21 protein-coding genes are annotated in these 22,600 nt (G+C 72.6%); 12 read left to right on the top strand and 9 right to left on the bottom strand.

All coding sequences use genetic code 11. The features are described from left to right. The first annotated feature begins 31 nt into the window (after positions 1–31). The 4 genes from ACF1AG_RS02755 to ACF1AG_RS02740 all read left to right on the top strand — a co-directional run bounded on the left by ACF1AG_RS02755 (position 32) and on the right by ACF1AG_RS02740 (position 5,525). Complete coding sequence (locus tag ACF1AG_RS02755) at positions 32–1,207, top strand: hypothetical protein (protein WP_359600887.1); 1,176 nt, start codon at positions 32–34, stop codon at positions 1,205–1,207. Positions 1,208–1,369: 162 nt separating this feature from the next. Further along, the gene (locus tag ACF1AG_RS02750) at positions 1,370–3,448 is read left to right on the top strand and encodes an MMPL family transporter (protein WP_391809237.1); all 2,079 of its coding nucleotides are present in this window, start codon (positions 1,370–1,372) and stop codon (positions 3,446–3,448) included. 62 nt (positions 3,449–3,510) lie between these two features. Next, positions 3,511–4,863 (top strand): sensor histidine kinase, encoded by a 1,353-nt coding sequence (locus ACF1AG_RS02745; protein WP_391809236.1) that lies wholly within the window; start codon positions 3,511–3,513, stop codon positions 4,861–4,863. Beyond that, a complete protein-coding gene (locus tag ACF1AG_RS02740; RefSeq protein ID WP_359600885.1) occupies positions 4,860–5,525 on the top strand; it encodes a response regulator transcription factor in 666 nt (221 codons plus the stop codon). Before ACF1AG_RS02745 ends, ACF1AG_RS02740 begins: the two co-directional genes overlap by 4 nt. Before the next feature lie 4 nt (positions 5,526–5,529). On the opposite strand, the gene ACF1AG_RS02735 is transcribed toward ACF1AG_RS02740, so the two are convergent. Together ACF1AG_RS02735 and ACF1AG_RS02730 are read right to left on the bottom strand one after the other, a co-directional pair. Beyond that, on the bottom strand, positions 5,530–5,766 hold the full coding sequence (locus tag ACF1AG_RS02735; protein ID WP_359600884.1) for a hypothetical protein: 237 nt from the start codon (positions 5,764–5,766) through the stop codon (positions 5,530–5,532). A 114-nt stretch (positions 5,767–5,880) separates the two neighbouring features. Continuing rightward, positions 5,881–7,398 carry an alpha/beta hydrolase gene (locus ACF1AG_RS02730; protein WP_391809235.1) on the bottom strand — a complete coding sequence of 506 codons (1,518 nt, stop codon included), beginning with the start codon at positions 7,396–7,398 and terminating at the stop codon, positions 5,881–5,883. Positions 7,399–7,727: 329 nt separating this feature from the next. On the opposite strand from ACF1AG_RS02730, the gene ACF1AG_RS02725 reads away from it, so the two are divergent. From ACF1AG_RS02725 to ACF1AG_RS02710, 4 genes are all read left to right on the top strand, one after another. Next, positions 7,728–7,943, top strand: coding sequence for a hypothetical protein (locus ACF1AG_RS02725; RefSeq protein WP_349793023.1), 216 nt, complete (start codon positions 7,728–7,730; stop codon positions 7,941–7,943). 56 nt (positions 7,944–7,999) lie between these two features. Then, positions 8,000–8,749, top strand: coding sequence for a DNA repair protein RecO (gene recO / locus ACF1AG_RS02720; RefSeq protein ID WP_359745109.1), 750 nt, complete (start codon positions 8,000–8,002; stop codon positions 8,747–8,749). 32 nt (positions 8,750–8,781) lie between these two features. Further along, positions 8,782–9,615 carry an isoprenyl transferase gene (locus ACF1AG_RS02715; RefSeq protein ID WP_359600881.1) on the top strand — a complete coding sequence of 278 codons (834 nt, stop codon included), beginning with the start codon at positions 8,782–8,784 and terminating at the stop codon, positions 9,613–9,615. Between the two features lie 106 nt (positions 9,616–9,721). Then, positions 9,722–10,453, top strand: coding sequence for a YoaK family protein (locus ACF1AG_RS02710; protein ID WP_359600880.1), 732 nt, complete (start codon positions 9,722–9,724; stop codon positions 10,451–10,453). A 188-nt stretch (positions 10,454–10,641) separates the two neighbouring features. Here the strand turns inward: ACF1AG_RS02710 and ACF1AG_RS02705 are convergent, their stop codons facing one another. From ACF1AG_RS02705 to ACF1AG_RS02690, 4 genes are all read right to left on the bottom strand, one after another. After that, positions 10,642–11,052: a Fur family transcriptional regulator gene (locus ACF1AG_RS02705; protein ID WP_037639387.1), complete on the bottom strand. Its 411-nt coding sequence runs from the start codon at positions 11,050–11,052 to the stop codon at positions 10,642–10,644. Between the two features lie 62 nt (positions 11,053–11,114). Continuing rightward, positions 11,115–12,017 (bottom strand): metal ABC transporter permease, encoded by a 903-nt coding sequence (locus tag ACF1AG_RS02700; protein WP_033275789.1) that lies wholly within the window; start codon positions 12,015–12,017, stop codon positions 11,115–11,117. Next, on the bottom strand, positions 12,017–12,787 hold the full coding sequence (locus tag ACF1AG_RS02695; protein ID WP_359600879.1) for a metal ABC transporter ATP-binding protein: 771 nt from the start codon (positions 12,785–12,787) through the stop codon (positions 12,017–12,019). The genes ACF1AG_RS02700 and ACF1AG_RS02695 overlap by 1 nt, the downstream gene beginning before the upstream one ends. A 29-nt stretch (positions 12,788–12,816) precedes the next feature. Then, on the bottom strand, positions 12,817–13,806 hold the full coding sequence (locus ACF1AG_RS02690; protein WP_391809234.1) for a metal ABC transporter substrate-binding protein: 990 nt from the start codon (positions 13,804–13,806) through the stop codon (positions 12,817–12,819). Positions 13,807–14,033: 227 nt separating this feature from the next. Between ACF1AG_RS02690 and ACF1AG_RS02685 the strand changes: the two genes are divergently transcribed. The 3 genes from ACF1AG_RS02685 (at position 14,034) to ACF1AG_RS02675 (ending at position 17,207) form a co-directional block, all read left to right on the top strand. Further along, positions 14,034–15,416, top strand: a complete 1,383-nt coding sequence (locus ACF1AG_RS02685; protein WP_359600877.1) for a glycine--tRNA ligase — start codon at positions 14,034–14,036, stop codon at positions 15,414–15,416. Positions 15,417–15,583: 167 nt separating this feature from the next. Further along, positions 15,584–16,594 carry an aldo/keto reductase gene (locus ACF1AG_RS02680; protein ID WP_359600876.1) on the top strand — a complete coding sequence of 337 codons (1,011 nt, stop codon included), beginning with the start codon at positions 15,584–15,586 and terminating at the stop codon, positions 16,592–16,594. Between the two features lie 25 nt (positions 16,595–16,619). After that, the gene (locus ACF1AG_RS02675) at positions 16,620–17,207 is read left to right on the top strand and encodes a TetR family transcriptional regulator (protein ID WP_359600875.1); all 588 of its coding nucleotides are present in this window, start codon (positions 16,620–16,622) and stop codon (positions 17,205–17,207) included. Between the two features lie 9 nt (positions 17,208–17,216). Here ACF1AG_RS02675 and ACF1AG_RS02670 read toward each other — a convergent pair whose 3' ends face one another. Both ACF1AG_RS02670 and ACF1AG_RS02665 read right to left on the bottom strand, forming a co-directional pair. Beyond that, positions 17,217–17,423 carry a hypothetical protein gene (locus tag ACF1AG_RS02670; RefSeq protein WP_033275783.1) on the bottom strand — a complete coding sequence of 69 codons (207 nt, stop codon included), beginning with the start codon at positions 17,421–17,423 and terminating at the stop codon, positions 17,217–17,219. Positions 17,424–17,689: 266 nt separating this feature from the next. Next, the gene (locus ACF1AG_RS02665) at positions 17,690–19,138 is read right to left on the bottom strand and encodes an MFS transporter (protein WP_391809233.1); all 1,449 of its coding nucleotides are present in this window, start codon (positions 19,136–19,138) and stop codon (positions 17,690–17,692) included. Between the two features lie 97 nt (positions 19,139–19,235). On the opposite strand from ACF1AG_RS02665, the gene dusB reads away from it, so the two are divergent. Continuing rightward, entirely contained in the window at positions 19,236–20,390 is a 1,155-nt protein-coding gene (gene dusB / locus ACF1AG_RS02660; protein WP_359600873.1) for a tRNA dihydrouridine synthase DusB, read from the top strand. Here dusB and ACF1AG_RS02655 read toward each other — a convergent pair whose 3' ends face one another. Continuing rightward, complete coding sequence (locus ACF1AG_RS02655; RefSeq protein WP_359600872.1) at positions 20,391–22,133, bottom strand: CDP-alcohol phosphatidyltransferase; 1,743 nt, start codon at positions 22,131–22,133, stop codon at positions 20,391–20,393. It lies immediately after the preceding gene. Positions 22,134–22,600 lie beyond the last annotated feature (467 nt).

Below are 22,600 nucleotides of genomic sequence, written 5' to 3'. Positions count from 1 at the left end.
CGACGTGTTTCCCAACGGGGGGAGAAGCGAGATGAGCACGGCACAGACACCGCAGCCCGACGACACGGCCGGCCCGCCGGGCGCGGTGGGCACACCCGAACACCCCGCGGAGCGGACGGCCGGCCCGCCGGGCGCCCCGGACGCCACCCGGTCCGCCGGTCCGGCCGAGCATCCCGGCCCCGTCCCGTGGCGGCGCAGGCTGCTGGTGGGCCTGGTCGCCGGACTGCTCGCCTGGGGCCTCGCCGCGCTGCTCAGCCCGGAGGACGGCGCGGCGCGGCACCTCGGCGCCGCCGTCCTGGTCGCCGTCGCCGCCGTCGCAGTCCAGCACCTCGTGCTGGTCCCGGACCGGGCCGCCGAGGAGCGGGCCCGGCGCGCGGAGAGCCTGCTGGCGGAGACCGCCGCCACCGTGCGCGGCGGCTTACGGCGCTACGACGAACTCCGGCACGGACTGACCCGGCACACCGAGGACATGAAGCAGCTCGTCGAGACGCGCCTGGTGCCTCCGCCCCGACCGGCCGAGCCCGAACCGCCGGGGCCGTCCCTGGTGCGGATCGGGTCCGTGTCCGACCTGGCCGCCAACTTCGCCGAGGTCCTCTCGCCCGGCCTGCCGATCCTCTCCACCTTCGTCCGGCTGGAGATGCAGCGGGTGATCGGGCACCTCAGCGACCTCACCACGCTCACCGCGGAGTGCCCGGGCGAGAATCACGACTGGATGCTCACCCTCACCCGGGCCGCGGAGAAGTCGATCTGCGCCACCAGCACCTCCGTCGACCGGACGTTCTGGAACAGCGAGCCCGCCAGCCGCTATCTGCACGCACAGGCCGAGGCGATCGAGCAGGGCGTCCCGGTGCGCCGGCTGTTCCTGCTGGAGAGCGCGCGCGAACTGGACGACCGGCTGCTGCGGCTGTGCGAGGAGCAGCAGGTGCTGCACATCGAGGTGCGCGTGGCCGTCCTGCCCGAGCTGCCGCCGCATCTGCTGCGCGGCACCACCAACGACTTCATCGTGTACGACGAGGCCGTGTCCTTCGAGATCGACCAGGACCTGCGCGACGTCAACATCCGGACCCGGCTGATCGCCCGTCAGGACCATGTGCACGACCGGATGAAGCGCTTCCGTGAGCTGTGGGAGGCCGGCATGAGCCTGCGCGAGCTGGAGGTCCGGGTGGACGACGAGGAGGACGGAACCTGGATGGTCGACCGGGGCTGACCTCCCGCGGAACGCCGCCGTTACTCCCGGGGGAGTAACGGCCGGCCCCGGCCGCCCGCCGCAGTACCCGCCGTTTCGGCCTCAGGCCGGACGTCCCGGCTCCCCGCCGCCGGAAGGCTGGACAGCGTATCCAGACCACCGGACCGGAGGGGAGCCGAGGCCATGGGGCCAGTCAGGACGGGCACACGGGGGCGGCGGGCCGTGCCCTGGGCGGTGGCGGGGCTGTGGGTGGCGGCGCTGGTGATGCTCCTGCCGCTCGCCGGCAAGTTCGCCGACGTGCAGCAGAACCGGGCGGTCGACTACCTGCCCGACGGCGCCGACTCGACGCAGGTGGCGCGTGTCCAGGACGAACTGCCCGGCGGCGAGTCCACCGACCTGGTGGTGGTCTACCACCGCGACGGCGGGCTGACCGCTGCCGACCGGGAGGCGGCCGCCGCGCAGATCGCCGACGTGGAGCGGGAGTTCGAGCTGTCGGACGTGCCGCGGGGCGTTCCCTCCGCGGACGGCAGCACGCTGATGTACCCGGTCTCCAGCACGCGGCCCGGGCAGGACGAGGAGGCGCAGCTCGCCTTCGTCGACGGGGTGCGGGAGACCGTCGCGGGGACGGGCGGACTGAGCGCGGAGGTCGGCGGGCCAGGGGCGGTCGGCGCCGACATGGACGAGGTGTTCGAGACCATCGACGGCACGCTGCTGACCGCCACGCTCGGCGTGGTCACCGTGCTGCTGGTGCTGATCTACCGCAGCCCGTTCCTGTGGCTGGTGCCGCTCGCCGTGGCGGGCGCCGCGACCGTCCTGGCGATGGCCGCCGCGTACGGCGCGCACGAGCTGTTCGGCATCACGATCACCGGACAGAGCGGCGGCATCATGACGGTCCTCGTGCTCGGCGCCGGGACCGACTACGCGCTGCTGCTGGTCTCCCGCTACCGCGAGGAACTCCGCCGCCACGAGCTGCCGTACGACGCCATGCGGGCCGCCCTGCGCGGCTGCGGTCCCGCCGTGCTCGCCTCCTCGGGCACGGTCGCCGCCGGACTGCTGTGCCTGCTCGCCGCCGACCTCAACAGCAGCAGCGGCATGGGCCCCGTCGGCACGGTCGGGGTGCTCGCCGCGCTGGTCGCGATGACGACGCTGCTGCCCGCCGTCCTGGTGCTGCTGGGGCGGCGCGTGTTCTGGCCGCTGATCCCGGCCCACGGCAGCAGTCCCAAGGCGCGGCGGTCGCTGTTCGCCGCCATGGGCACGTCCGCCACCCGGCGGCCCGCGGCCGTGCTGACCGGGGGCGCGGTGCTCCTCGGGGCGCTCGCCCTGGGCACGCTCAACCTGGGCGGCGACCTCCGGCAGGAGGACGCCTTCACCGAACGGCCCGACTCCGTCGGCGCGATGCGCACGCTGGCGGAGGAGTACCCGGAGCGCGGCGCCCAGCCGATCACCGTGATCGCGCCCGTCGAGGACGCCGACGAGGTCGTGGAGCGGGTCCGGGGGACGGAAGGCGTCGCCGAGGCCGCAGCTGGACGGGCGGGCGACACCTGGGCCGAGATCACCGTGTTCGCCACCGCGCCGCCGGAGTCGGCGGGGGAGACCCGCACCATCGAGGCCCTGCGCGACACCCTCGACGGCACCGGCGCCCATGTCGGCGGGCCCAGCGCGGAGCATCTCGACCTCGCCCGCAGCGAGGCGCGGGACCGCGCGGTGATCGTGCCGCTGGTGCTGGCCGCCGTGTTCCTGATCCTGGTCGTCCTGCTGCGCAGCCTCGTCGCCCCGCTGCTGCTGCTCGGCGCGGTGGTCGCCGTCTGGGGCGCGGCGCTCGGCATCGGCGGGCTGGTCTTCGGGCCGCTGCTCGGCTTCGCCGGCACCGACCCCGGGATCGGGCTGCTGTCCTTCGTGTTCCTGGTGGCCCTCGGCGTCGACTACGGCATCTTCCTCATGCACCGCATGCGGGAGGAGTCCCTGAACGGCGCCGAACCCGAGGCGGCCGCCCTCACCGCGCTGCGCACCACGGGCGGTGTCATCGCCTCCGCGGGCGTCGTGCTCGCCGCGACGTTCGCCGTGCTCACCACGCTCCCCCTGGTCGCGATGGTCGAGCTCGGCCTCGTCATCGGCGTCGGCGTCCTCCTCGACACCTTCCTGGTCCGCACCTACCTGGTCACCACGGCCAGTGTGCTGCTGGGCCGCCGGATGTGGTGGCCGGGCGCGCTGTCCCGCACGCCCGAGCCGGAACACCGGGAGCGCCAGCCGGAGCCGGTGTGATCCGCCCCTACGACCGTGACAGGGCGCCCCTCCCTCCCGGAGGGGCGCCCTCCTCCCCGAGGATGGACCCCGTGCACCCGACGACAGCACAGGCAGCCGAGCCCGCCCGGACCGCGAACTCCCGCGCCCCGGGCTCCCGAAACCCGGACACCGGGCGTACGGACCCGGATTCCTCGGACCTCCGGACGTCACGCACCGCGGACTCCCGCACCAGGGACGGCTTCATCACCGCCCTCAGCCGTGACCCCCTGACCCGCCCGCACGCCGTCCGCAACGACGCGGTGCTCGCCGCGTGCGTCCTCGTCCTGGGCGTCACGCTGGCGCTGCTGACCGGCGACGGCCGCCGGCCCGACGCGCTCGGCTGGACCCTGCTGCTCGCGGCCCATCTGCCCCTGGCCTGGCGGCGGAAGCGGCCGCTGCCGGTGCTGCTGGCGGTGCTGGCCCCGATCGTGCCGTACCACGCCCTGGACAACCACCACGGGGCGCCCGTGGGAGCGACCGTGGTGGTGCTCTACACGGTCGCCGCCACGGGCACCCCGCGCCGGACGCTGCTGATCGGCACCGTCGTCATCGGGACGACCCTCACCGTGAACGCCCTCACCAACCCCGACGGGCTCACGGAACTCGTCCGCATCACCGGCTGGGTCGTCGCCGTCCTCTTCCTGGGCCTCGACGTCCGCTACTACCGGCAGTACGTCGCCGCGATCGTCGAGCGCGCCGAACGGGCGGAGCGCACCCGGGAGGAGGAGGCGCGCCGCCGGGTCGCCGAGGAGCGGCTGCACATGGCGCGTGACCTTCACGATCTGCTCGCCCACAGCATCACCCTCATCGGGGTGCAGACGTCCGTCGCCGCGCACGTCCTGGCTGCCGACCCCGGCCGTCTGGACCGGGCGGCCGTCGCGAAGGCCCTGGACGACATCGCCGGCACCTGCCGCACCGCGCGCGGTGAACTGCGCGCCACGCTCGAGGTGCTGAGGGACAACGGCGCTCCCGAGGACGCGCGGGGTCCGCTCGCAGGTCTCGACGGACTGCCCGACCTGGTCGGGGCCGCGCGGCTGGCCGGGGCCCGCGTGGAGCACCACGTGCGGGTCGCCGGGCCGGTGCCGCCCGCGGTCGGGGCCGCCGCGTACCGCGTGGTGCAGGAGGCGCTGACCAACGTGGTCCGGCACGCCGGTCCCGATCCCGCCGTACGCGTCGACCTGAGCGACCGGGACGGGGTGCTGCACATCGGCGTCACCGACGACGGCACCGGCCCCGGCCCCGGTGGCACCCCCGGGTTCGGGCTCGTCGGCATGCGGGAGCGTGCCCGCAGCGTGGGCGGCACGCTGGACGCCGGTCCCCGCGAGGGCGGGGGCTTCCGGGTGACCGCCGCCCTGCCGCTGACCGACGCCACCCGGGAGGGACGGGTCCGATGACCGTGCGTGTGCTGCTCGCCGACGACCAGACCCTGGTGCGGGAGGCGTTCGCGATGCTCGTCGAGTCGGCGCCCGACATGGAGGTCGTCGGCCAGGCCGCCACCGGCCGGCAGGCCGTCGAACTCGCCCGCAGCGAGCGGGCCGACCTCGTCGTCATGGACATCCGCATGCCGGACCTCGACGGCATCGAGGCGACGCGTCTGATCGCAGCCGACGACGATCTGGCGGGGGTGAAGGTGCTCGTCCTCACCACCTACGACACGGACGAGAACATCGTGGACGCGCTGCGCGCCGGGGCGTCCGGGTTCCTGGTGAAGGACACCCGGCCCGCCGAACTCCTCGACGCCATCCGCACGGTGGCCGCCGGCGAGGCGCTGCTGTCGCCCGGACCCACGGCCCGGCTGATCGCGCGCTTCCTGCACAGCCCCGCGGCGGTGCCCGTCACCGCGGGGCCCGACTGTCTCTCCGACCGGGAGCGGGAGGTGCTGACGCTGGTCGCGCGCGGCCTCAACAACACGGAGATCGCCGGGACGCTGGGGCTGAGCCCGCTCACCGCCAAGACCCACGTGAGCCGCACCATGGGCAAGCTCGGCGCCCGCGACCGGGCCCAACTGGTCGTCGTGGCCTACGAGTCGGGCCTCGTCGCACCGGGCGCCGGCTGACCCTCTACAGGGTGTGCCGGAGCCAGCGCTGGATGGTGCTGTTGATCCCGGCCGACAGGGCGCTGAGGTGCTCGATGGCCTCGCGGTCCTCGGGACGCGGCGGGATCCCGGCGGCGGTCAGGGCGGCGTGCAGGTCGAGGCGGCGGCGGTCGCGGGGGTCGATGCCGGCGCCGAGGCGGTCGGCCGGGCGCGGGGGAGGGAGCAGGTAGTCGCCTTCGCGCGTGAACGCGGTCGCGGTCATGTCGGTCTCCTCACCAGAGGTGTCGCTACTGCAGGACAGGAGGCCGGCCGCGGGCGCCCCGGTTGCGCACGGGGCGAAACGTCACGCCGACGGCGTCATCGACAGCTCATCGCCTTAGCTGCCGAACTCACCTCGGCGGCAGTACACGTCCCGGGCGGGGCGCACGCCGGTGGCGAGGAAGCGGGAGACCGTGCGGTCGCCGCACGCGTTGCCGTTGGCGAGGTAGGCGTCGTGTCCGGTGGAGTTCACGGTGACCATGACCGCCCGTCCGCCGAACGCCTTCCGCAGCTTCAGCGCGCCGCCCAGCGGGGTCGCGACATCCCGTTCGTTCTGCACGAGGAGGACGTTGGACGGCCCCCGCCCGGTGATCCGCACCGGTGCCTCGCGCGGCGGATACGGCCAGGCCGCGCACGGCATCGCGTTGCGGGGCATGCCGGCGGTGAGCGGGAACTTCGCCCGGCTCCCGGCGACCTCCTTCCGGTACAGGGCGGGCGACGTGGGCCAGGCCACGTCGTTGCAGAGCGTCCCCGCGCCGACGGCGGTCACGTTCTGCAGGACCGCCTCCGGCGGGGCAGCCGGCGCGGGCGGCACGGTGCCCTGCCGCGCGGCCCGCATCAGCTGGGCGAGAGCCGGGTAACGGCTGGGCCGGTAGAGCCCGTCCAGCATGGCCTGGCGCAGGACGTTGCCGTTCAGCTCCTCGGGGTTGGCGCCGGGCCAGGGGATCGGTGCGCGGTCGAGGCGGGCGGCGAGCCGCAGGAACAACGGACGCACCTCGGCGGCCGTGGCCGCGACCCGGTCCGGGTTGCCGGGCGCCGACGCCCACGCCGCGAAGTGCGGAAAGGTGTCCTCCACCCCCTGTTCGTGGCCGGCGAGCCAGGCACGGGCCACCCGGGCGGGGTCGGGGTCGTCGTTGCTGTCCAGCACGACACGGTCCGTGCGGTGCGGGAACATCTCGCTGTAGACGGCTCCGACGTACGTCCCGTACGAGACGCCCCACGCGGAGATCTTCCGCTCGCCGAGCGCGGCGCGCAGGCGGTCGAGGTCGCGGGCGTTGTCGCGGGTGCAGATGTGGCGGATCAGCTCACCGCCGTTCCGTGCGCAGGCGGTCGAGAGGCGCTCGGCGGTGGCGAGGTTGTCGCCGATCGAGCCGTCGGGGGCGGGCCAGGGGCGCAGCCTGGAGGTGGCGAGGTCGGCGTGGTCGACCCCGCAGTCGACCGGGGTGGACGGGGCGAGCCCGCGCGGCGCGAAACCGATCAGGTCGTACCGGTCCCGGACGTCCTGGGGCAGCCGCTGCCCCTTGCCGGAGGGGTCGCCGAGACTGGAGCCGCCCGGTCCGCCGGGGATGAGGAAGAGCACGCCGCGCCGTGAGGCGGGGTCCTCGGCGGGGATGCGGGAGACGGCCACCTCGATGCGGGGGCCGCCGGGACGGGCGTGGTCCATCGGCACGTCGAGGGTGGCGCACTCCTGCCGGGGGTCGAGGCCCGCGCCCTCGCAGACCGACCAGGTGAGGGACCCCGGCGGGCTCTCACCCGTCGCGGAGGCGGTCACCGGTGCGGTGACGCCGAGGAGGGTGGCGGACACGCCGACGGCGGCGGCGGTGCGGATGCGGCTGGTGCGTTCGCGCTGTGTCATGGGACGAGCCTCGCGGAGTGCCGGCGTCCGGCCCATCCGGCCAACAGCCGGAAAAGCACGGGGGTTTACCCCAGACGCACGGCTGCCGCACCCCGTGTGCGGACGCGTGCTCGTGGAACACACACGCCTCGAGAGTATAGGTACGCACCGTCATCGCCGACATACGAAGAGTGAAAGAGGAAAGGGCGGGGAAGCACGGTGACGGCACGGCATACGGCGCTCCGCGCCGACGGAACGGAAGGTGTGGTGACGGAATTGCGGGCGGCACTCGCGACAGCCGGAACGTCCCTGCGTCACGGGGGATCCACGCGGCACGGAGGCCGGGCCCGGTGAAGCCGCCCGTGGGTGCGCACGTCGTGGACACCAGGACCGAGCGGATCGGCATCGTCATGGGGCACGAAGGTCCCTACGTGCAGCTGAGACCGTACGGCGGCGGCCGGGAGTGGGACGCCGACCCCGGCGCCGTGCGGTGTGCGACCCCGGCCGAGCGCCTGCGCGCGACCACCGCCTACGTCAACGCCCGCAGCCGTGGGGAACTCACCTGACGGCGGTCCCGGGCGCCGGGTGACGGGGCGGTGCCCGCGTACGGGAGAATGGGCCCATGAGTCTGTTCCGCGACGACGGCATCGTGCTGCGCACCCAGAAACTGGGTGAGGCGGACCGGATCATCACTTTGCTCACCCGCGGTCACGGACGGGTCCGCGCCGTGGCGAGGGGCGTGCGCCGGACCAAGTCGAAGTTCGGCGCGCGCCTGGAGCCCTTCTCGCACGTGGACGTGCAGTTCTTCGCCAGGGGCAGCGAGCTGGTCGGACGCGGTCTGCCGCTGTGCACGCAGAGCGAGACGATCGCGCCGTACGGCGGCGGCATCGTCACCGACTACGCGCGCTACACCGCCGGCACGGCCATGCTGGAGACCGCCGAGCGGTTCACCGACCACGAGGGCGAGCCGGCCGTCCAGCAGTACCTGCTGCTCGTCGGCGGACTGCGCACCCTCGCCCGGGGCGAGCACGCCCCGCACCTGGTGCTCGACGCCTTCCTGCTGCGTTCCCTCGCGGTCAACGGCTACGCGCCGAGCTTCACGGACTGCGCGAGGTGCGGCATGCCGGGGCCGAACCGGTTCTTCTCGGTCGCGTCGGGCGGAACCGTATGCGCCGACTGCCGCGTCCCCGGGAGCGTCGTACCCTCGCCGCAGGCCCTCGAACTCCTGGGCGCACTGCTCACGGGAGACTGGGGCACCGCGGACGCGTGCGAGGCACGGTACGTCCGGGAGGGGAGCGGGCTCGTGTCCGCCTACCTCCACTGGCATCTGGAGCGCGGGCTGCGCTCGCTCCGGTACGTCGAGAAGCAGTAAGAACCCCGTCAGCACGAGGAGACGAGAGACACATGGCCGTACGCGGATTCCTGGGGCGGCAGCGCCGGGAGTACAGGACCCCGGAACCGCACCCCTCCGGCGCGCGGCCCCCGAAGCTCCCCGGGGAACTCGTCCCCAACCATGTGGCGATCGTCATGGACGGCAACGGGCGCTGGGCGAAGGAGCGGGGCCTGCCCCGCACCGAGGGGCACAAGGTCGGCGCCGAGCGGGTGCTGGACGTGCTCCAGGGCGGCCTGGAGATGGGTGTCGGCGCCATCTCGCTGTACGCCTTCTCCACCGAGAACTGGAAGCGGTCGCCGGAAGAGGTGCGCTTCCTCATGAACTTCAACCGGGACTTCATCCGCAAGACCCGGGACCAGCTCGACGAACTCGGCATCCGGGTCCGCTGGGTGGGCCGTATGCCCAAGCTGTGGAAGTCCGTCGCCAAGGAGCTCCAGATCGCCCAGGAGCAGACCAAGGACAACGACCGGCTCACCCTGTACTTCTGCATGAACTACGGCGGCCGCGCGGAGATCGCCGACGCCGCGCAGGCGCTCGCCGAGGACGTGAAGGCGGGCCGCCTCGACCCGTCGAAGGTCGACGAGAAGACGCTGCGGAAGTACCTCTACTACCCGGACATGCCGGACGTGGACCTGTTCCTGCGGCCGAGCGGTGAGCAGCGCACGTCCAACTACCTGCTGTGGCAGAGCGCCTACGCCGAGCTGGTCTTCCAGGACGTGCTGTGGCCGGACTTCGACCGGCGCGACCTGTGGCGGGCGTGCCTGGAGTTCGCCTCCCGCGACCGCCGGTTCGGCGGGGCCATCCCCAACGAGGAGCTGCTGGCCATGGAGGGCCGCCAGTCCTGACCCGGCCCGTGCGGGGCCGCTGCCGCCCTGCGCCGGGCGTGGTCTTCGGCCGCGTGTCGCACTGCTGCTGCCGGGCGGGCGCGGCCGACCTGGCCATCCTGGCCGTATGTCCGACCTGCCCCCGTCCGAGGTGCGGCGCGCCGCTGCCATGACCGTCCTCACGGTGATCTCGGGCGCCGTGGACGCGGTGAGCTTCCTGACCCTGGGCAAGGTGTTCTGCGCGCTGGTGACGGGCAACGTGCTGTTCCTGTCGTTCGCCCTGGCGGGCGAGGGGGACGTCCCGGTGGCGCGGGCCGCCGCGGCCGTGGCCGCGTTCGCGGTGGGAGCCGCGCTCGGCGCGCTGCTCCTTGCCGGGCTCGCCTCGCGGGGCCGCCCCTGGTTCGTGGCGGGGCTGGCCGGGGAGGGACTGCTGCTCGTCGCCTCGGGAGCGGTGGCGCTCGGCCGCCACGGCCTCGCCGAGGCCGTCGACCACACCGACTACGTGGTGATCGGCGGGGTGGCCCTCGCCATGGGTGTGCGGGCGTCCACCGCGCTGCGCATGCACGTGCCCGGCATGCCGACGCTGCTGAGCCAGACGGCGCTCGCGCAGCTCGTCAACGACCTGCTGAACCGGCCTCTCACGGCGGACGGCAGGGCACCGCGGCACCGGCTGCTGTCACGGTCCCGGTGGGCGGCGACCGTGCTGGGCATCTTCGTCGGCGGCGTCCTGGGCACCTGGCTGCTGGTGCCCTTGGGCCCGGGACGGGCACTGATCGTGATCGGCGCGGTGGTGCTGACGTTCGCCGCGGCATGCCATGTCGCCCTGCTCCGGCGGGAGGACATGGGGGCGAGGGCGTGAGGAGGCCTCCGCCGCGACCGGGGCCTGGGCGTCCACGGAGCGCCGGGCGACCGCCGTCGGCACCCACGGGAGCCGGCCGCCACCGGTGCGGATCCTCCCGCCGGGGTGCGCCGGTCACCCGCCCGCGGCGGGGAAGCCGACCGCTTCCGGTACGCACCCCGCGCCCCCGGCACGGGACCCCGCGGGGGCTACGCGGCGGCGCAGTCCGCGCAGGTGCCGAAGATCTCCACCGTGTGGGCCACGTTGACGTAGCCGTGTTCGGCGGCGATGGCCTCGGCCCACTTCTCCACGGCCGGGCCCTCGACCTCTACGGCCTTGCCGCAGCTGCGGCACACCAGATGGTGGTGATGGTCGCCGGTGGAGCAGCGGCGGTACACGGACTCGCCGTCGGCGGTGCGCAGGACGTCGACCTCGCCGGCGTCGGCGAGGGACTGCAGCGTGCGGTAGACCGTGGTGAGCCCGACCGAGTCGCCCTTGTGCTTGAGCATGTCGTGCAGTTCTTGCGCGCTGCGGAACTCGTCGACCTCCTGAAGGCAAGCCGCCACGGCGGCACGCTGCCGGGTGGCGCGGCCCTTCACGGGCGGTCCTGCGGTCGTCACCGGAATGCCTCCTCACGTCTGGCTGCTGCCCGGGCCATTGTGCCAGTCCGGGCAGCGGCGAGTCAGGCGCCGACCTTGCCGTCCGCCGGACGACTGGCCGGAATCGAGCACTCCGCAGGGTCGGGCCCGGGCCGTGCGGCTGCCAGCGCCCGGGCGCGGCGCCGGGCCAGCGGGGCGGCCAGCGCGGTCAGCAGGATGAAGGCGCCGATGGTCAGCAGCACGATCGTCGCGCCGGGCGGCACGTCCTGGTAGTACGAGGTGACCGTGCCGCCGACGGCCACGCTGACGCCGATCGCGACGGCGACGGCGAACGTGGCGGCGAAGCTCCGGGTGAGCTGCTGGGCCGCCGCGACCGGCACCACCATCAGCGCGCTCACCAGGAGCAGGCCCACGACCCGCATCGCCACGGACACCGTGACCGCGGCCGTGACCGCCGTGAGCAGGTTCAGGAACCGCACCGGCAGTCCCGTGACCCGCGCGAACTCCTCGTCCTGGCTCACCGCGAACAGCTGCCGCCGCAGCCCCACGGTGACCAGCACCACGAACGCCGCCAGCACGCAGATCGCGGTCACGTCGGACGGCGAGACCGTGGACAGCGAGCCGAACAGGAACGACGACAGGTTCGAGGTGGAGCCGCCGGGCGCGAGGTTGATGAACATGACGCCGCCGGCCATGCCGCCGTAGAAGAGCATCGCGAGGGCGATGTCGCCGCGGGTCCGGGCGTACCAGCGGACCAGTTCCATGAAGACGGCGCCGAGGACGGAGACGACGGCGGCCATCCACACCGGGGACCAGGACAGCAGGAAGCCGAGGCCCACACCGGTCATGGCGACGTGGCCGATGCCGTCGCCCATGAGCGCCTGGCGGCGCTGGACGAGGTACACGCCGACGGCGGGGGCGGTGACGCCGACCAGGACGGCGGCGAGCAGCGCCCGCTGCATGAAGGCGTAGTCGAGGATCTCCATCAGCTCAGCAGTCCCGTGCGGATCCGTCCGGCGTCCGCCGGTGCGTGCGGGTGTACGTGGTCGTGGCCGGGCAGGGCGTGCTGGCCGACCGCCTCGGGCGGCGGGCCGTCGTGCAGCACGCAGCCGTCGCGGAGCACCACCGCCCGGTCGATCAGCGGCTCCAGCGGCCCCAGTTCGTGCAGGACGAGGAGGACCGTGGTACCCCGGTCGACCTGCGTGCGCAGGGTCTCGGCGAGGACCTCCTGACTGGCCAGGTCCACTCCCGCCATCGGCTCGTCCATGATCAGCAGGTCCGGTTCGGAGGCGAGCGCGCGGGCGATCAGCACCCGCTGGTGCTGGCCGCCGGACAGGGCGTCCACGGAGTCCTTGGCGCGGTCCGCCATGCCGACCAGCTCCAGCGACCGGCGGACGGCCTCCCGGTCGCCCTTGCGGAACAGGCCGAAGCGGGTACGGGCGAGCCGTCCCGAGGAGACGACCTCGGTGACGGTGGCGGGCACCCCGCCGGCCGCCGTGGTGCGCTGCGGGACGTAGCCCACCCGCGCCCAGTCGCGGAACCGGCGCCGCGGGGTGCCGAACAGCTCGACCTCGCCGGCGGTGACCGGCACCTGGCCGATCACGGTGCGCACGGCGGTGGACTTGCCGGAGCCGTTGGCGCCGAGCAGGGCGACGACCTCGCCGCGGCGCACGGTGAGGTCGATGCCGCGCAGCACGGGGCGCGCGCCCAGCTCGGCGCGCACCCCCCGCAGGGTGATGACGGGCTCGCCGGTCATGCCGTCCTCCGGTGTCGCGTGGTCGGGGGTCACCGGGCGCCCAGCGCGGTGCGCAGGGCCGTGAGGTTGGCCTCCATGACCTGGAAGTAGTCCTCGCCGCGGGAGTGGTCGGTGATGCCCTCGACCGGGTCGAGGACGTCGGTCCTCAGACCGGTGTCGCCGGCGAGGGTCTTGGCGGTCCTGTCGCTGACGAGGGTCTCGTAGAAGACGGTGGTGACGCCGTCCTCCTCGGCGATCTTCTGGAGCTCCTTCACGCGCGCCCCGCTGGGCTCGGTGTCCGGGTCCAGGCCGCTGATGGCCTCCTCGGTCAGCCCGTAGCGCTCGGCGAGGTAGCCGAAGGCGGCGTGGGTGGTGACGAAGACGTCCGTCTCGCGGTTCGCGAGGCCGGTGCGGAACTTGTCGTCGAGCGCCTTCAGATCCTTGACCAGGGTCGCGGTGTTCTTCCGGTAGTCGGCGGCGTGGTCCGGGTCGGCCTTCTGGAAGGCCTTGCCGACGCCCTCGGCGACCTCGGCGTACTTCACCGGGTCGAGCCAGATGTGGGGGTCGCCGCCCTCGTGGTCGTGGTCGTGTCCGTGGTCGTCCTCGTGGGCGTGCTCGTCCGCGTGTCCGTCCCCGTGCTCCTCGCCGTGCCCGGCCTCGGTGCCGTGCTCCTCCAGCGCGGTCAGCTCGGCCGCGTCGATCTTCGTGGCGATGGGGGACTGGTTGACGGCCTCGTCGACGGAGGGCTGGAGACCCTTGAGGAAGAGGGCCGCGTCCGACTCCTCGAGCTGCGCGGTCTGCCGGGCGCTGATCTCCAGGTCGTGCGGCTCCTGGCCGGGCTGGGTGAGACTGGTGACGTGGACGTGCTCGCCGCCGATCCGCTCGGCGAGGAAGGCCATCGGATAGAACGACGCGACGACGTCGAACTTGCCGGTGTCGCCCGCGGCGGCGTCGGAGGAGCAGGCGGTGAGAGTGCCCGCCCCGAGGGCGGCGACCGCGGTGAGCGCGAGCGCGGATATGTGGCGTCGTCGTACGTTCATGACAGTCATTTTCAACGAAGATGGAAACCGTTGTCAACAAGCCCTCCGGTGGCCCTTCCGGAGGCCCTTCCGGCGGCCCCTCGGCGGTCCTCGGCGGTGCTTGCGGGCCCGGCGGAGGTCCGCTTGGGGGGACCGATTTGGTCGAGGGGCCGTCCCCGCCGGTAACCTGAGGCATTCGCTGGAAGCATCTCCGCTTCGTCGCCCGTCGTCGTAATGAAGAGAGCACCGTGGCCGCCGACAAGATCGACACCATCGTCAGCCTGAGCAAGCGCCGTGGCTTCGTATTCCCCAGTAGTGAGATCTACGGCGGCACGAAGGCCGCCTGGGACTACGGACCGCTGGGTGTCGAGCTCAAGGAGAACCTGAAGCGCCAGTGGTGGCGCTACATGGTGACGTCGCGCGAGGACGTGGTCGGTATCGACTCGTCCGTCATCCTGGCCCCCGAGGTGTGGGTCGCCTCCGGTCACGTCGCGACGTTCACCGACCCGCTCACCGAGTGCACCTCCTGCCACAAGCGGTTCCGCGCGGACCACCTGGAGGAGGCGTACGAGGAGAAGAAGGGCCGCGCCCCGGAGAACGGCCTCGCCGACCTGAGCTGCCCCAACTGCGGCAACAAGGGCACCTTCACCGAGCCCAAGCAGTTCTCGGGCCTGCTCTCCACCCACCTCGGCCCGACGCAGGACTCCGGCTCCGTCGCCTACCTGCGCCCCGAGACCGCCCAGGGCATCTTCACCAACTTCGCCCAGGTGCAGACCACTTCGCGCCGCAAGCCGCCGTTCGGCATCGCCCAGATGGGCAAGTCCTTCCGCAACGAGATCACGCCCGGCAACTTCATCTTCCGCACCCGCGAGTTCGAGCAGATGGAGATGGAGTTCTTCGTCAAGCCGGGCGAGGACGAGCAGTGGCAGGAGTACTGGATGGAGCAGCGCTGGAACTGGTACACCGGTCTCGGCCTGCGCGAGGAGAACATGCGGTGGTACGAGCACCCGAAGGAGAAGCTCTCCCACTACTCCAAGCGCACCGCTGACATCGAGTACCGCTTCCAGTTCGGCGGCAGCGAGTGGGGCGAGCTCGAGGGCGTCGCCAACCGCACCGACTACGACCTCTCCGCGCACTCCAAGGCCTCCGGCCAGGACCTCTCCTACTTCGACCAGGAGGCCGGCGAGCGCTGGACGCCGTTCGTCATCGAGCCGGCGGCCGGTGTCGGCCGGGCGATGCTCGCCTTCCTGCTCGACGCGTACGTCGAGGACGAGGCGCCCAACGCCAAGGGCAAGATGGAGAAGCGCACCGTGCTGCGGCTCGACCACCGCCTCGCGCCGGTGAAGGTCGCGGTGCTCCCGCTGTCCCGCAACCCGGAGCTGTCCCCGAAGGCCAAGGGTCTCGCCCAGGCGCTGCGGCAGAACTGGAACATCGAGTTCGACGACGCCGGCGCCATCGGCCGCCGCTACCGCCGCCAGGACGAGATCGGCACGCCGTTCTGCGTGACCGTCGACTTCGACACCCTCGACGACAACGCGGTGACCGTGCGCGAGCGCGACACCATGAAGCAGGAGCGGATCTCCCTCGACCAGATCGAGGGCTACCTGGCCGCCCGCCTGGTCGGCTGCTGACCCGTCTCTTCCGACCCGTCTCTTCTGACCGGCACGAACGCCGGGCCCCGGACACCGGGGCCCGGCGTTTCGCGTTCCTGGGTGCCCGGGTCACCGGCGCCCGGGTGGCTGACAACTGACGACTGACAGATATTGATTTCTGTCAGTCGTCATGTCATGGTGGACGCATGACGATGCACACCCGACCTCTCGGAACCAACGGCCCCCGCGTCTCAGCCCTGGGCCTCGGCTGCATGGGCATGTCCGCGCTGTACGGCGAAGCGGACCGGAACGAGGCGATCGCCACGATCCACGCGGCCCTGGACGCCGGCGTCACCCTGCTCGACACGGGCGACTTCTACGGCATGGGACACAACGAACTGCTGATCGGCGAGGCGCTGCGCACCGCCCCGGCCGCCCTGCGCGAACAGGCCCTGACCAGCGTCAAGTTCGGCTCGATGCGCGACCCGGACAACGGTTGGGGTCCGACCGACGGCCGCCCGGCCGCGGTGCGGAACTTCGCCGCGTACTCCCTGCAGCGCCTGGGCGTCGACCACATCGACGTCTACCGCATCTCCCGCGCCGACCCCGACGTGCCGATCGAGGAGACCGTCGGCGCCATCGCGGAACTCGTCGAGAAGGGCCACGTCCGGCACATCGGCCTCAGCGAGGTCGGCGCCGACGCGATCCGCCGGGCCGCCGCCACCGCGCCGATCACGGACCTCCAGATCGAGTACTCGCTGATCTCCCGCGCCGTCGAGGACCAGATCCTCCCCACCACCCGTGAACTGGGCATCTCCGTCACGGCGTACGGGGTGCTCTCCCGCGGCCTGATCTCCGGCCACTTCACCGCCGACCGACAGCTCTCCCCGGGCGACTTCCGGGCCCACTCGCCCCGCTTCCAGGGCGACAACCTCCGGCACAACCTGACCCTCGTCGACGCGCTGCGCGAGATCGCCTCCCGCAAGGGAGTCACCGTCGCGCAGATCGCCATCGCCTGGGTGCTGTCGCGCGGCGAGGACATCGTGCCGCTGGTCGGCTCCCGCACCCGGGAGCGGCTGGCGGAGGCGCTGGGCGCGCTGGACGTCACGCTGGACGAGGCCGACCTCGCGGCGATCGAGCGGGCGGTGCCGCCCGGCGCGGCTGCGGGCTCCCGCTACCCGGAGCCGCTGATGGCAACCCTTGGCACCCAGGAGTGACAACCGTGCCGGGTACGGTCTAGGCATGGCAACGACCGAGACCCTGACCGCCGAGCGCATCCTGGAGGCGACCGAGGAGGTGCTCCGGCGGCACGGCCCGGCAAAGGCCACCGTGGTGGACGTGGCCCGCGCCCTCGGGGTCAGCCACGGCAGTGTCTACCGGCATTTCCGCACCAAGGCGGCGCTGCGCGAGGCGGTCACCAAACGCTGGCTGGACCGTACGTCCGAGGCGCTGGGCGGGATAGCCGAGGACGCGTCCCGCGATCCGGAGTCCCGGCTGCGGGACTGGCTCGCCGCGCTCTTCGCCGCCAAGCGGCGCAAGGCGGGCGACGATCCGGAGCTGTTCGCCACCTACAGCGTGCTGGCCGGCGAGCAGGTCCAGGCGGTGGGCGAGCACATCACCGACCTGACCGGCCAGTTGACCCGGATCGTCGCCGACGGGGTGGCCGCCGGGGTCTTCCACAGCGAGGACCCCGCGGTCAGCGCGCGTGCGGTGTTCCAGGCGACCGGCCGCTTCCACGACCCGGGCTACGTGGCGGAGTGGAGCGCCCCGGAGGCGGACACCGACTTCGAAGCGGCCGTCAGCCTGCTGGTGCGGGGGCTGCGGGGCTGAGCGTGCGGGTCAGGCGGCGGTCGGGTCCACCGTCGCCTGATGCGCCTGCTCCAGGTGCTCCTGCGCCTTCAGCCACGGCAGGAACTGAGCGGACCGGCGCCAGCCGCACGTGTCACATCTGATCGTCCGCTGGACTCCGGTGCGGTGGACGTGCACGGTGTGCTCACGCCCGTGCAGGTCCCAGCGGCTTACCTTGCTCGAGTCGATCTGGGGCATGGTGCCTCCGGCGGTCGGCCAATCGGTGTCGCCGTGCTCGTGCCCCCGTTCGGGGACGACAAGGAGTGTGCAGCAAAACCAACATCAACAGGTGGGGCTCCGCAGATGGTGCGCGGGCGGTGTCGCGTACTGACCCTGCGGGACGATCGGACGCGGGCGGAGGCGTCCCTTCAGCGGTGCGGGGAACTGCGCGACGAGCCACGTCCTACCCGCACCCGGCGCAGCGGCCGGGGCGCTGCCCGTGCGGCGGCCGCCCGGGGGCGTCCTCAGGCGTCCACCTCCGTGCGGCGAGGCCCCTGTTCCTCCCTCTTCAGGCGTCCTGCCGTCCGTTCCGCCGTCGCCCGGGCCCACGGCCCGGTCGTGACGACGCCCAGCGTCAGAACCACCGCGCCGCACGCCGCCAGGATCCACCACCCGGGCCGGGACGCCCCCACGAACGTGTCGGCGTACGAAGACGCCCCCACCCCCGCCGCGAGCACCGCGCCCAGGACCGCCACGCCCAGCGTCTGCCCCAGCTGCCGGCTGGTGGAGGCGACCGCCGAGGCGACCCCGGCCTGCGTGAGGGGCATGCCCGAGACCGCCGTGTTGGTGATCGGCGCGTTCACGAAGCCGAAGCCGACGCCGAAGAGGACGTAGCCCGTCAGCAGCGTCGCGTTCGACGTCTCCGCCTCGAAGAGGGCGAACAGGAGCCCGCTCACCGTCATCGCGCCGCCCGCGATCAGCAGCGGCAGCCTCGGACCCCGGCTGCCGACGAGGCGGCCGGACAGCGGGGCGCACAGGAACGTCGGGACGGCCATCGGGAGCATCCACAGCCCCGCCTCCAGCGCGCTCAGCCCTCGCACGTTCTGCAGGTACAGGGTCGACAGGAACAGGAACCCGCCCAGCGCCACGAACGCGCTCACCGCGATCACCGTCGCCCCGCTGAACGGCACCGAGCGGAAGAAGCGCAGGTCGATCAGCGGCTCCGGGCGGCGTGGCTCGTAGCGGAGGAGCGCCAGGAGGGCGATCACCGCGAGGGCCGCGAAGGGGGCCGTGGACAGCCAGGAACCGTGCGGGGCCTCGATGATCGCGTAGGTGAGGGAGCCGAACAGGGCGATGACCAGGACCTGGCCGACCGGGTCCGGGCGGCGGGCCCGAGGCGCGCGCGACTCCGGCACGAAGCGCCAGGTCAGCAGCAGGGCGGCGAGACCCACCGGGAGGTTGACCCAGAAGATGGAGCGCCAGCCGACCGAGTCCACCAGCAGCCCGCCCACCAGCGGCCCCGCGGCCATCGACAGGCCGACCACCGCGCCCCACGCCCCGATCGCGCGGGCCCGCTCGCGCGGGTCGGTGAAGGTGTTGGTGATGATCGACATGGCGACCGGGTTGAGCATGGAGCCGCCCACCGCCTGCACCATGCGGAAGACCACGAGCCAGTTCAGGTCCGGGGCGAGCGAGCACAGCAGCGAGCCCAGGGTGAAGACGACCAGGCCGGACATGAAGACCCGCCGGCGGCCGATCCGGTCGGCGGTCGAGCCGGCCAGCATCAGCAGCGAGGCCAGCACCAGCGTGTAGGCGTCGATGGTCCACTGCAGTCCCGAGGTGCTCGCGTCCAGCTCCCGCTGGAGGGACGGCAGGGCGACGTTCAGGACCGTGTTGTCCAGGCTCACGATCAGCAGGCTCATGCAGCAGATCGCGAGCACCAGCATGCGGCGGCCATGGCTCAGCTCGGGCATGCGCGCCATCGTACGCGCATATCTATAGTGCGGCTAACTAATGACCTTTACACGATCTTTGTGCGGAGCGCCCCGCCGCATGCGAGAGAATGGGGGAATGCCCACTGCCTCGCCGACCGTGAACACGACCCTGTCCATCGGCCCGCACGCCGTGCAACCGCCCGTCGTGCTCGCCCCCATGGCCGGGATCACCAACGCGCCCTTCCGCACCCTGTGCCGGGAGTTCAGCGGCGGCAAGGGCCTGTTCGTCAGCGAGATGATCACCACCCGGGCGCTGGTCGAGCGCAACGAGAAGACCATGCAGCTCATCAGGTTCGACGCCTCCGAGCAGCCGCGCTCCATCCAGCTCTACGGCGTCGACCCGGCGACCGTCGGCAAGGCCGTCCGCATGATCGCGGAGGAGGACCTCGCCGACCACATCGACCTCAACTTCGGCTGCCCGGTGCCCAAGGTGACCCGCAAGGGCGGCGGCTCCGCGCTGCCCTTCAAGCGGAACCTGCTGCGCGCCATCCTCCGCGAGGCCGTCGCCGGCGCCGGCGACCTGCCGGTCACGATGAAGATGCGCAAGGGCATCGACGACGACCACATCACCTACCTCGACGCCGGCCGCATCGCCGTCGAGGAGGGCGTCACCGCGATCGCGCTGCACGGCCGCACCGCCGCCCAGCACTACGGCGGCACCGCCGACTGGGAGGCGATCGCCCGCCTCAAGGAGCACGTCCCCGAGATCCCGGTCCTCGGCAACGGCGACATCTGGTCCGCCGACGACGCCCTGCGCATGGTCCGCGAGACCGGCTGCGACGGTGTGGTCGTCGGCCGCGGCTGCCTCGGCCGGCCGTGGCTCTTCGCCGATCTGGTCGCCGCCTTCGAGGGCCGCCCCGACGGCTACGTCCGGCCCACCCTGCGCGAGGTGGCCGACGCGATGGTGCGGCACGCCACCCTGCTCGGGGAGTGGATCGGCGACGAGTCGCGCGGGGTGATCGACTTCCGCAAGCACGTCGCCTGGTACCTGAAGGGCTTCGCGGTCGGCTCAGAGATGCGCCGCCGCCTCGCGGTCACCTCCACCCTTGAGGAGCTGCGGACCGGGCTCGACGAGCTGGACCTGGACCAGCCCTGGCCGTCCGGCGCCGACGGTCCCCGCGGCCGTACGTCCGGCAACAACCGCGTGGTGCTGCCGGACGGCTGGCTGAAGGACCCCTACGACTGCGCGGGCGTCGGCGAGGACGCCGAGCTGGACACCTCCGGCGGCTGATCAGCGCTTCGTCGGCCGCGGCACGGACCCGTACGCGGTCAGGAAGCGGTCGCGGAAGGTGTCCATCTTCCACACGGGCGCGTCGTCGGCGGGCCGGAGGCCAGGCGTCCAACGCCAGCCGTCGATCTTCTTCAGCACCTCCGGGTCCTTGGCGACGACCGTCACCGGCACGTCCCGGTTCCTGGTGTGCCCGGTGACCCGGGCGATCGGCTGGTGGTCGCCGAGGAAGACCAGCACGGTGTCGTCGGTGCCGTAGCGCTCCAGCCACTCGGTGAGGGCGGTCACCGAGTACGAGACGGACCTGCCGTACTCCTTGCGGGACTCGGTGGAGTCGGCCATCACCTCGGACGCGTCCCGGCCCTTCTCCTCGATCGCTTCGAAGACCGAGCCGTCGCCCAGGTCCTCCCAGTCGATCATCTCCGGGACCGGCGCCCACGGCTGGTGGCTGGAGGTGAGGATGACCTCCGACATCAGCGGCCGGCTCCGCTTCCTCCCGTGCTCCAGACGCTGGAACGCCTCCAGGGCGTACTGGTCCGGCATCGTGGACCAGCTGAACTTCGGCCCCTGGTAGCCCATCTCGAAGGCGTCGTAGACCTTGTCCAGGCCGTACCACTCCGCCTCCGGCCAGGTCTTCTGCACGCCCGGCATGATGCCGACGGTGTCCCAGGCGCCGGACTTCCGGAAGGCGGCGGTGAGGGTCAGCCGGTCGCTGTGGGTGGCGGTGCGGTACCGCTGCTGGTTGTCGATCCACAGCCCGGACAGCGTCGTGGAGTGCCCGAGCCAGCTGCTCCCGCCGTACGTCGACGAGGTCAGCCAGCCGCTGCGCGCCTGGTAGCCGGCCGCGGCGAGCGCGGCGCCCCGGGTGTCGAGGGTGCGGGTGACGCCGGGCTCGATCAGCGGGTCCTCCATCGCCACCCGGCCGTAGCTCTCGATGAAGGCGATGACGACGTCCTTGCCGCGCAGGTCCGGCAGCAGCAGTCCCGGCGGGGTGGCGCCGAACGTGTCGGTCCGGGCCTCCTTGGCGAACGCCGCCTCGTCGCGCAGGGTGTCCATCACCCGCTGGGTCTGCCCGCGCAGGGTGTCCGCCGCGCGGTCGGAGGCGACCGGCAGCCCCGAGATCTGCAGGCCCAGCGAGCTGCAGGTGATCCACACGGTGCCCGCGATCATGGCGCCCTGGCCGGCGCGGGTGCGGTGCCGGGCGATCACGTTTCCGAGCCGTACCGTGGCCAGCGCCATGAGGATCACCACGAGCAGGGCGAGCAGCACCGCTCCGACGGCCGCTGTGTTGGCGACGAAGCCGCCCATGGAGTCCCGCACGTAGGACAGGGCGTCGTCGAGCAGGCCCCAGTCGAGGACCAGGTTGAAGCCGCGGCCCAGGTACTCGCTGAAGCCGATGTCCAGCAGGTTGAGCACGGTGAGCACGCCGAGGCCCGTGCCGTAGAGCGCGGCGAGGACGACGCGCGGCCGGCGCGGCAGGGCCAGCAGCAGCACCGCGCCCACGATCGCCTCGGCGGGGATCCGGGTGAAGCGGTCGGGGCGCAGGCCCGGCGCGGTGTTCGGCATCAGCAGGGCGCTGAGCACCAGCACGGCGGCGAGGACGTGCCCCGTGATCCGCAGCGCACGGTCGGCGGAGGGGTGTGCGTCGCGGGCGTGGCGCAGGCGCGCGAGGACACGTGCGTCCCGTGGGCGCAGGGGAACACGAAGGGCGCGCAGGCGCGAGAGGACGCGAGTGAAGACGGGCAACCCGGAGGTTCCTTCCGTACCGAAACCGGTGAGGCGGGAGGCGGATCCGGCGTGGGGGTCCGGATCCGCCTCCACTCCGTACGGGCGGCCGGGCCGGAGCGTTCATCCCGCCGGTCCGCATGGTGGAACCGGGCGTCGTGTGGCAGCGTGATTCTCGCCACCCCTGATAAGGGTTGCGCTCAGATGAGCGGATCTTGCGAGGCTGCACTTCTCAAAGATTGGCACTCAGTGCCACTCGATGATCGTTCATCGGGCGAAATCAAACGTGGGTCAAGATGCTCACATGAGCGTCCCAATCGGTTCTTGGAGACGCTTCGCGTTCAAGAAGTGAAAACACCGAGCTTCAACGGCTTGCCAAGCTTTGACTTTCGATCCGCTGGCGCTCGGCCGGTCACAGGCGCACGACGCACAAGTGGACGTACCCAGACGCCTTTGATCTGGGTACATTCCTCGCCGTCAGGGCAGCC

Origin of the sequence: Streptomyces sp. NPDC014764 (genome assembly GCF_043082785.1) — a bacterium.
In the GTDB taxonomy this organism is placed as follows: Bacteria; Actinomycetota; Actinomycetes; order Streptomycetales; family Streptomycetaceae; genus Streptomyces; species Streptomyces althioticus.
The sequence above is the reverse complement of the archived record's forward strand: the minus strand, read 5'-3'. Positions and strand labels throughout refer to the sequence as shown.

What these genes read in the sequence shown, in the direction of transcription:
- ACF1AG_RS02715 (WP_359600881.1), top strand. Translation starts at nt 8,782, where the DNA reads ATGGCCGTACGCGGATTCCTGGGGCGGCAGCGCCGGGAGTACAGGACC.
- ACF1AG_RS02750 (WP_391809237.1), top strand. Translation starts at nt 1,370, where the DNA reads ATGGGGCCAGTCAGGACGGGCACACGGGGGCGGCGGGCCGTGCCCTGG.
- ACF1AG_RS02740 (WP_359600885.1), top strand. Translation starts at nt 4,860, where the DNA reads ATGACCGTGCGTGTGCTGCTCGCCGACGACCAGACCCTGGTGCGGGAG.
- ACF1AG_RS02675 (WP_359600875.1), top strand. Translation starts at nt 16,620, where the DNA reads ATGGCAACGACCGAGACCCTGACCGCCGAGCGCATCCTGGAGGCGACC.
- ACF1AG_RS02730 (WP_391809235.1), bottom strand. Translation starts at nt 7,398, where the DNA reads ATGACACAGCGCGAACGCACCAGCCGCATCCGCACCGCCGCCGCCGTC.
- ACF1AG_RS02700 (WP_033275789.1), bottom strand. Translation starts at nt 12,017, where the DNA reads ATGGAGATCCTCGACTACGCCTTCATGCAGCGGGCGCTGCTCGCCGCC.
- ACF1AG_RS02735 (WP_359600884.1), bottom strand. Translation starts at nt 5,766, where the DNA reads ATGACCGCGACCGCGTTCACGCGCGAAGGCGACTACCTGCTCCCTCCC.
- ACF1AG_RS02680 (WP_359600876.1), top strand. Translation starts at nt 15,584, where the DNA reads ATGACGATGCACACCCGACCTCTCGGAACCAACGGCCCCCGCGTCTCA.
- ACF1AG_RS02690 (WP_391809234.1), bottom strand. Translation starts at nt 13,806, where the DNA reads ATGAACGTACGACGACGCCACATATCCGCGCTCGCGCTCACCGCGGTC.
- ACF1AG_RS02710 (WP_359600880.1), top strand. Translation starts at nt 9,722, where the DNA reads ATGTCCGACCTGCCCCCGTCCGAGGTGCGGCGCGCCGCTGCCATGACC.
- ACF1AG_RS02695 (WP_359600879.1), bottom strand. Translation starts at nt 12,787, where the DNA reads ATGACCGGCGAGCCCGTCATCACCCTGCGGGGGGTGCGCGCCGAGCTG.
- ACF1AG_RS02755 (WP_359600887.1), top strand. Translation starts at nt 32, where the DNA reads ATGAGCACGGCACAGACACCGCAGCCCGACGACACGGCCGGCCCGCCG.
- recO (WP_359745109.1), top strand. Translation starts at nt 8,000, where the DNA reads ATGAGTCTGTTCCGCGACGACGGCATCGTGCTGCGCACCCAGAAACTG.
- dusB (WP_359600873.1), top strand. Translation starts at nt 19,236, where the DNA reads ATGCCCACTGCCTCGCCGACCGTGAACACGACCCTGTCCATCGGCCCG.
- ACF1AG_RS02745 (WP_391809236.1), top strand. Translation starts at nt 3,511, where the DNA reads ATGGACCCCGTGCACCCGACGACAGCACAGGCAGCCGAGCCCGCCCGG.
- ACF1AG_RS02665 (WP_391809233.1), bottom strand. Translation starts at nt 19,138, where the DNA reads ATGCCCGAGCTGAGCCATGGCCGCCGCATGCTGGTGCTCGCGATCTGC.
- ACF1AG_RS02670 (WP_033275783.1), bottom strand. Translation starts at nt 17,423, where the DNA reads ATGCCCCAGATCGACTCGAGCAAGGTAAGCCGCTGGGACCTGCACGGG.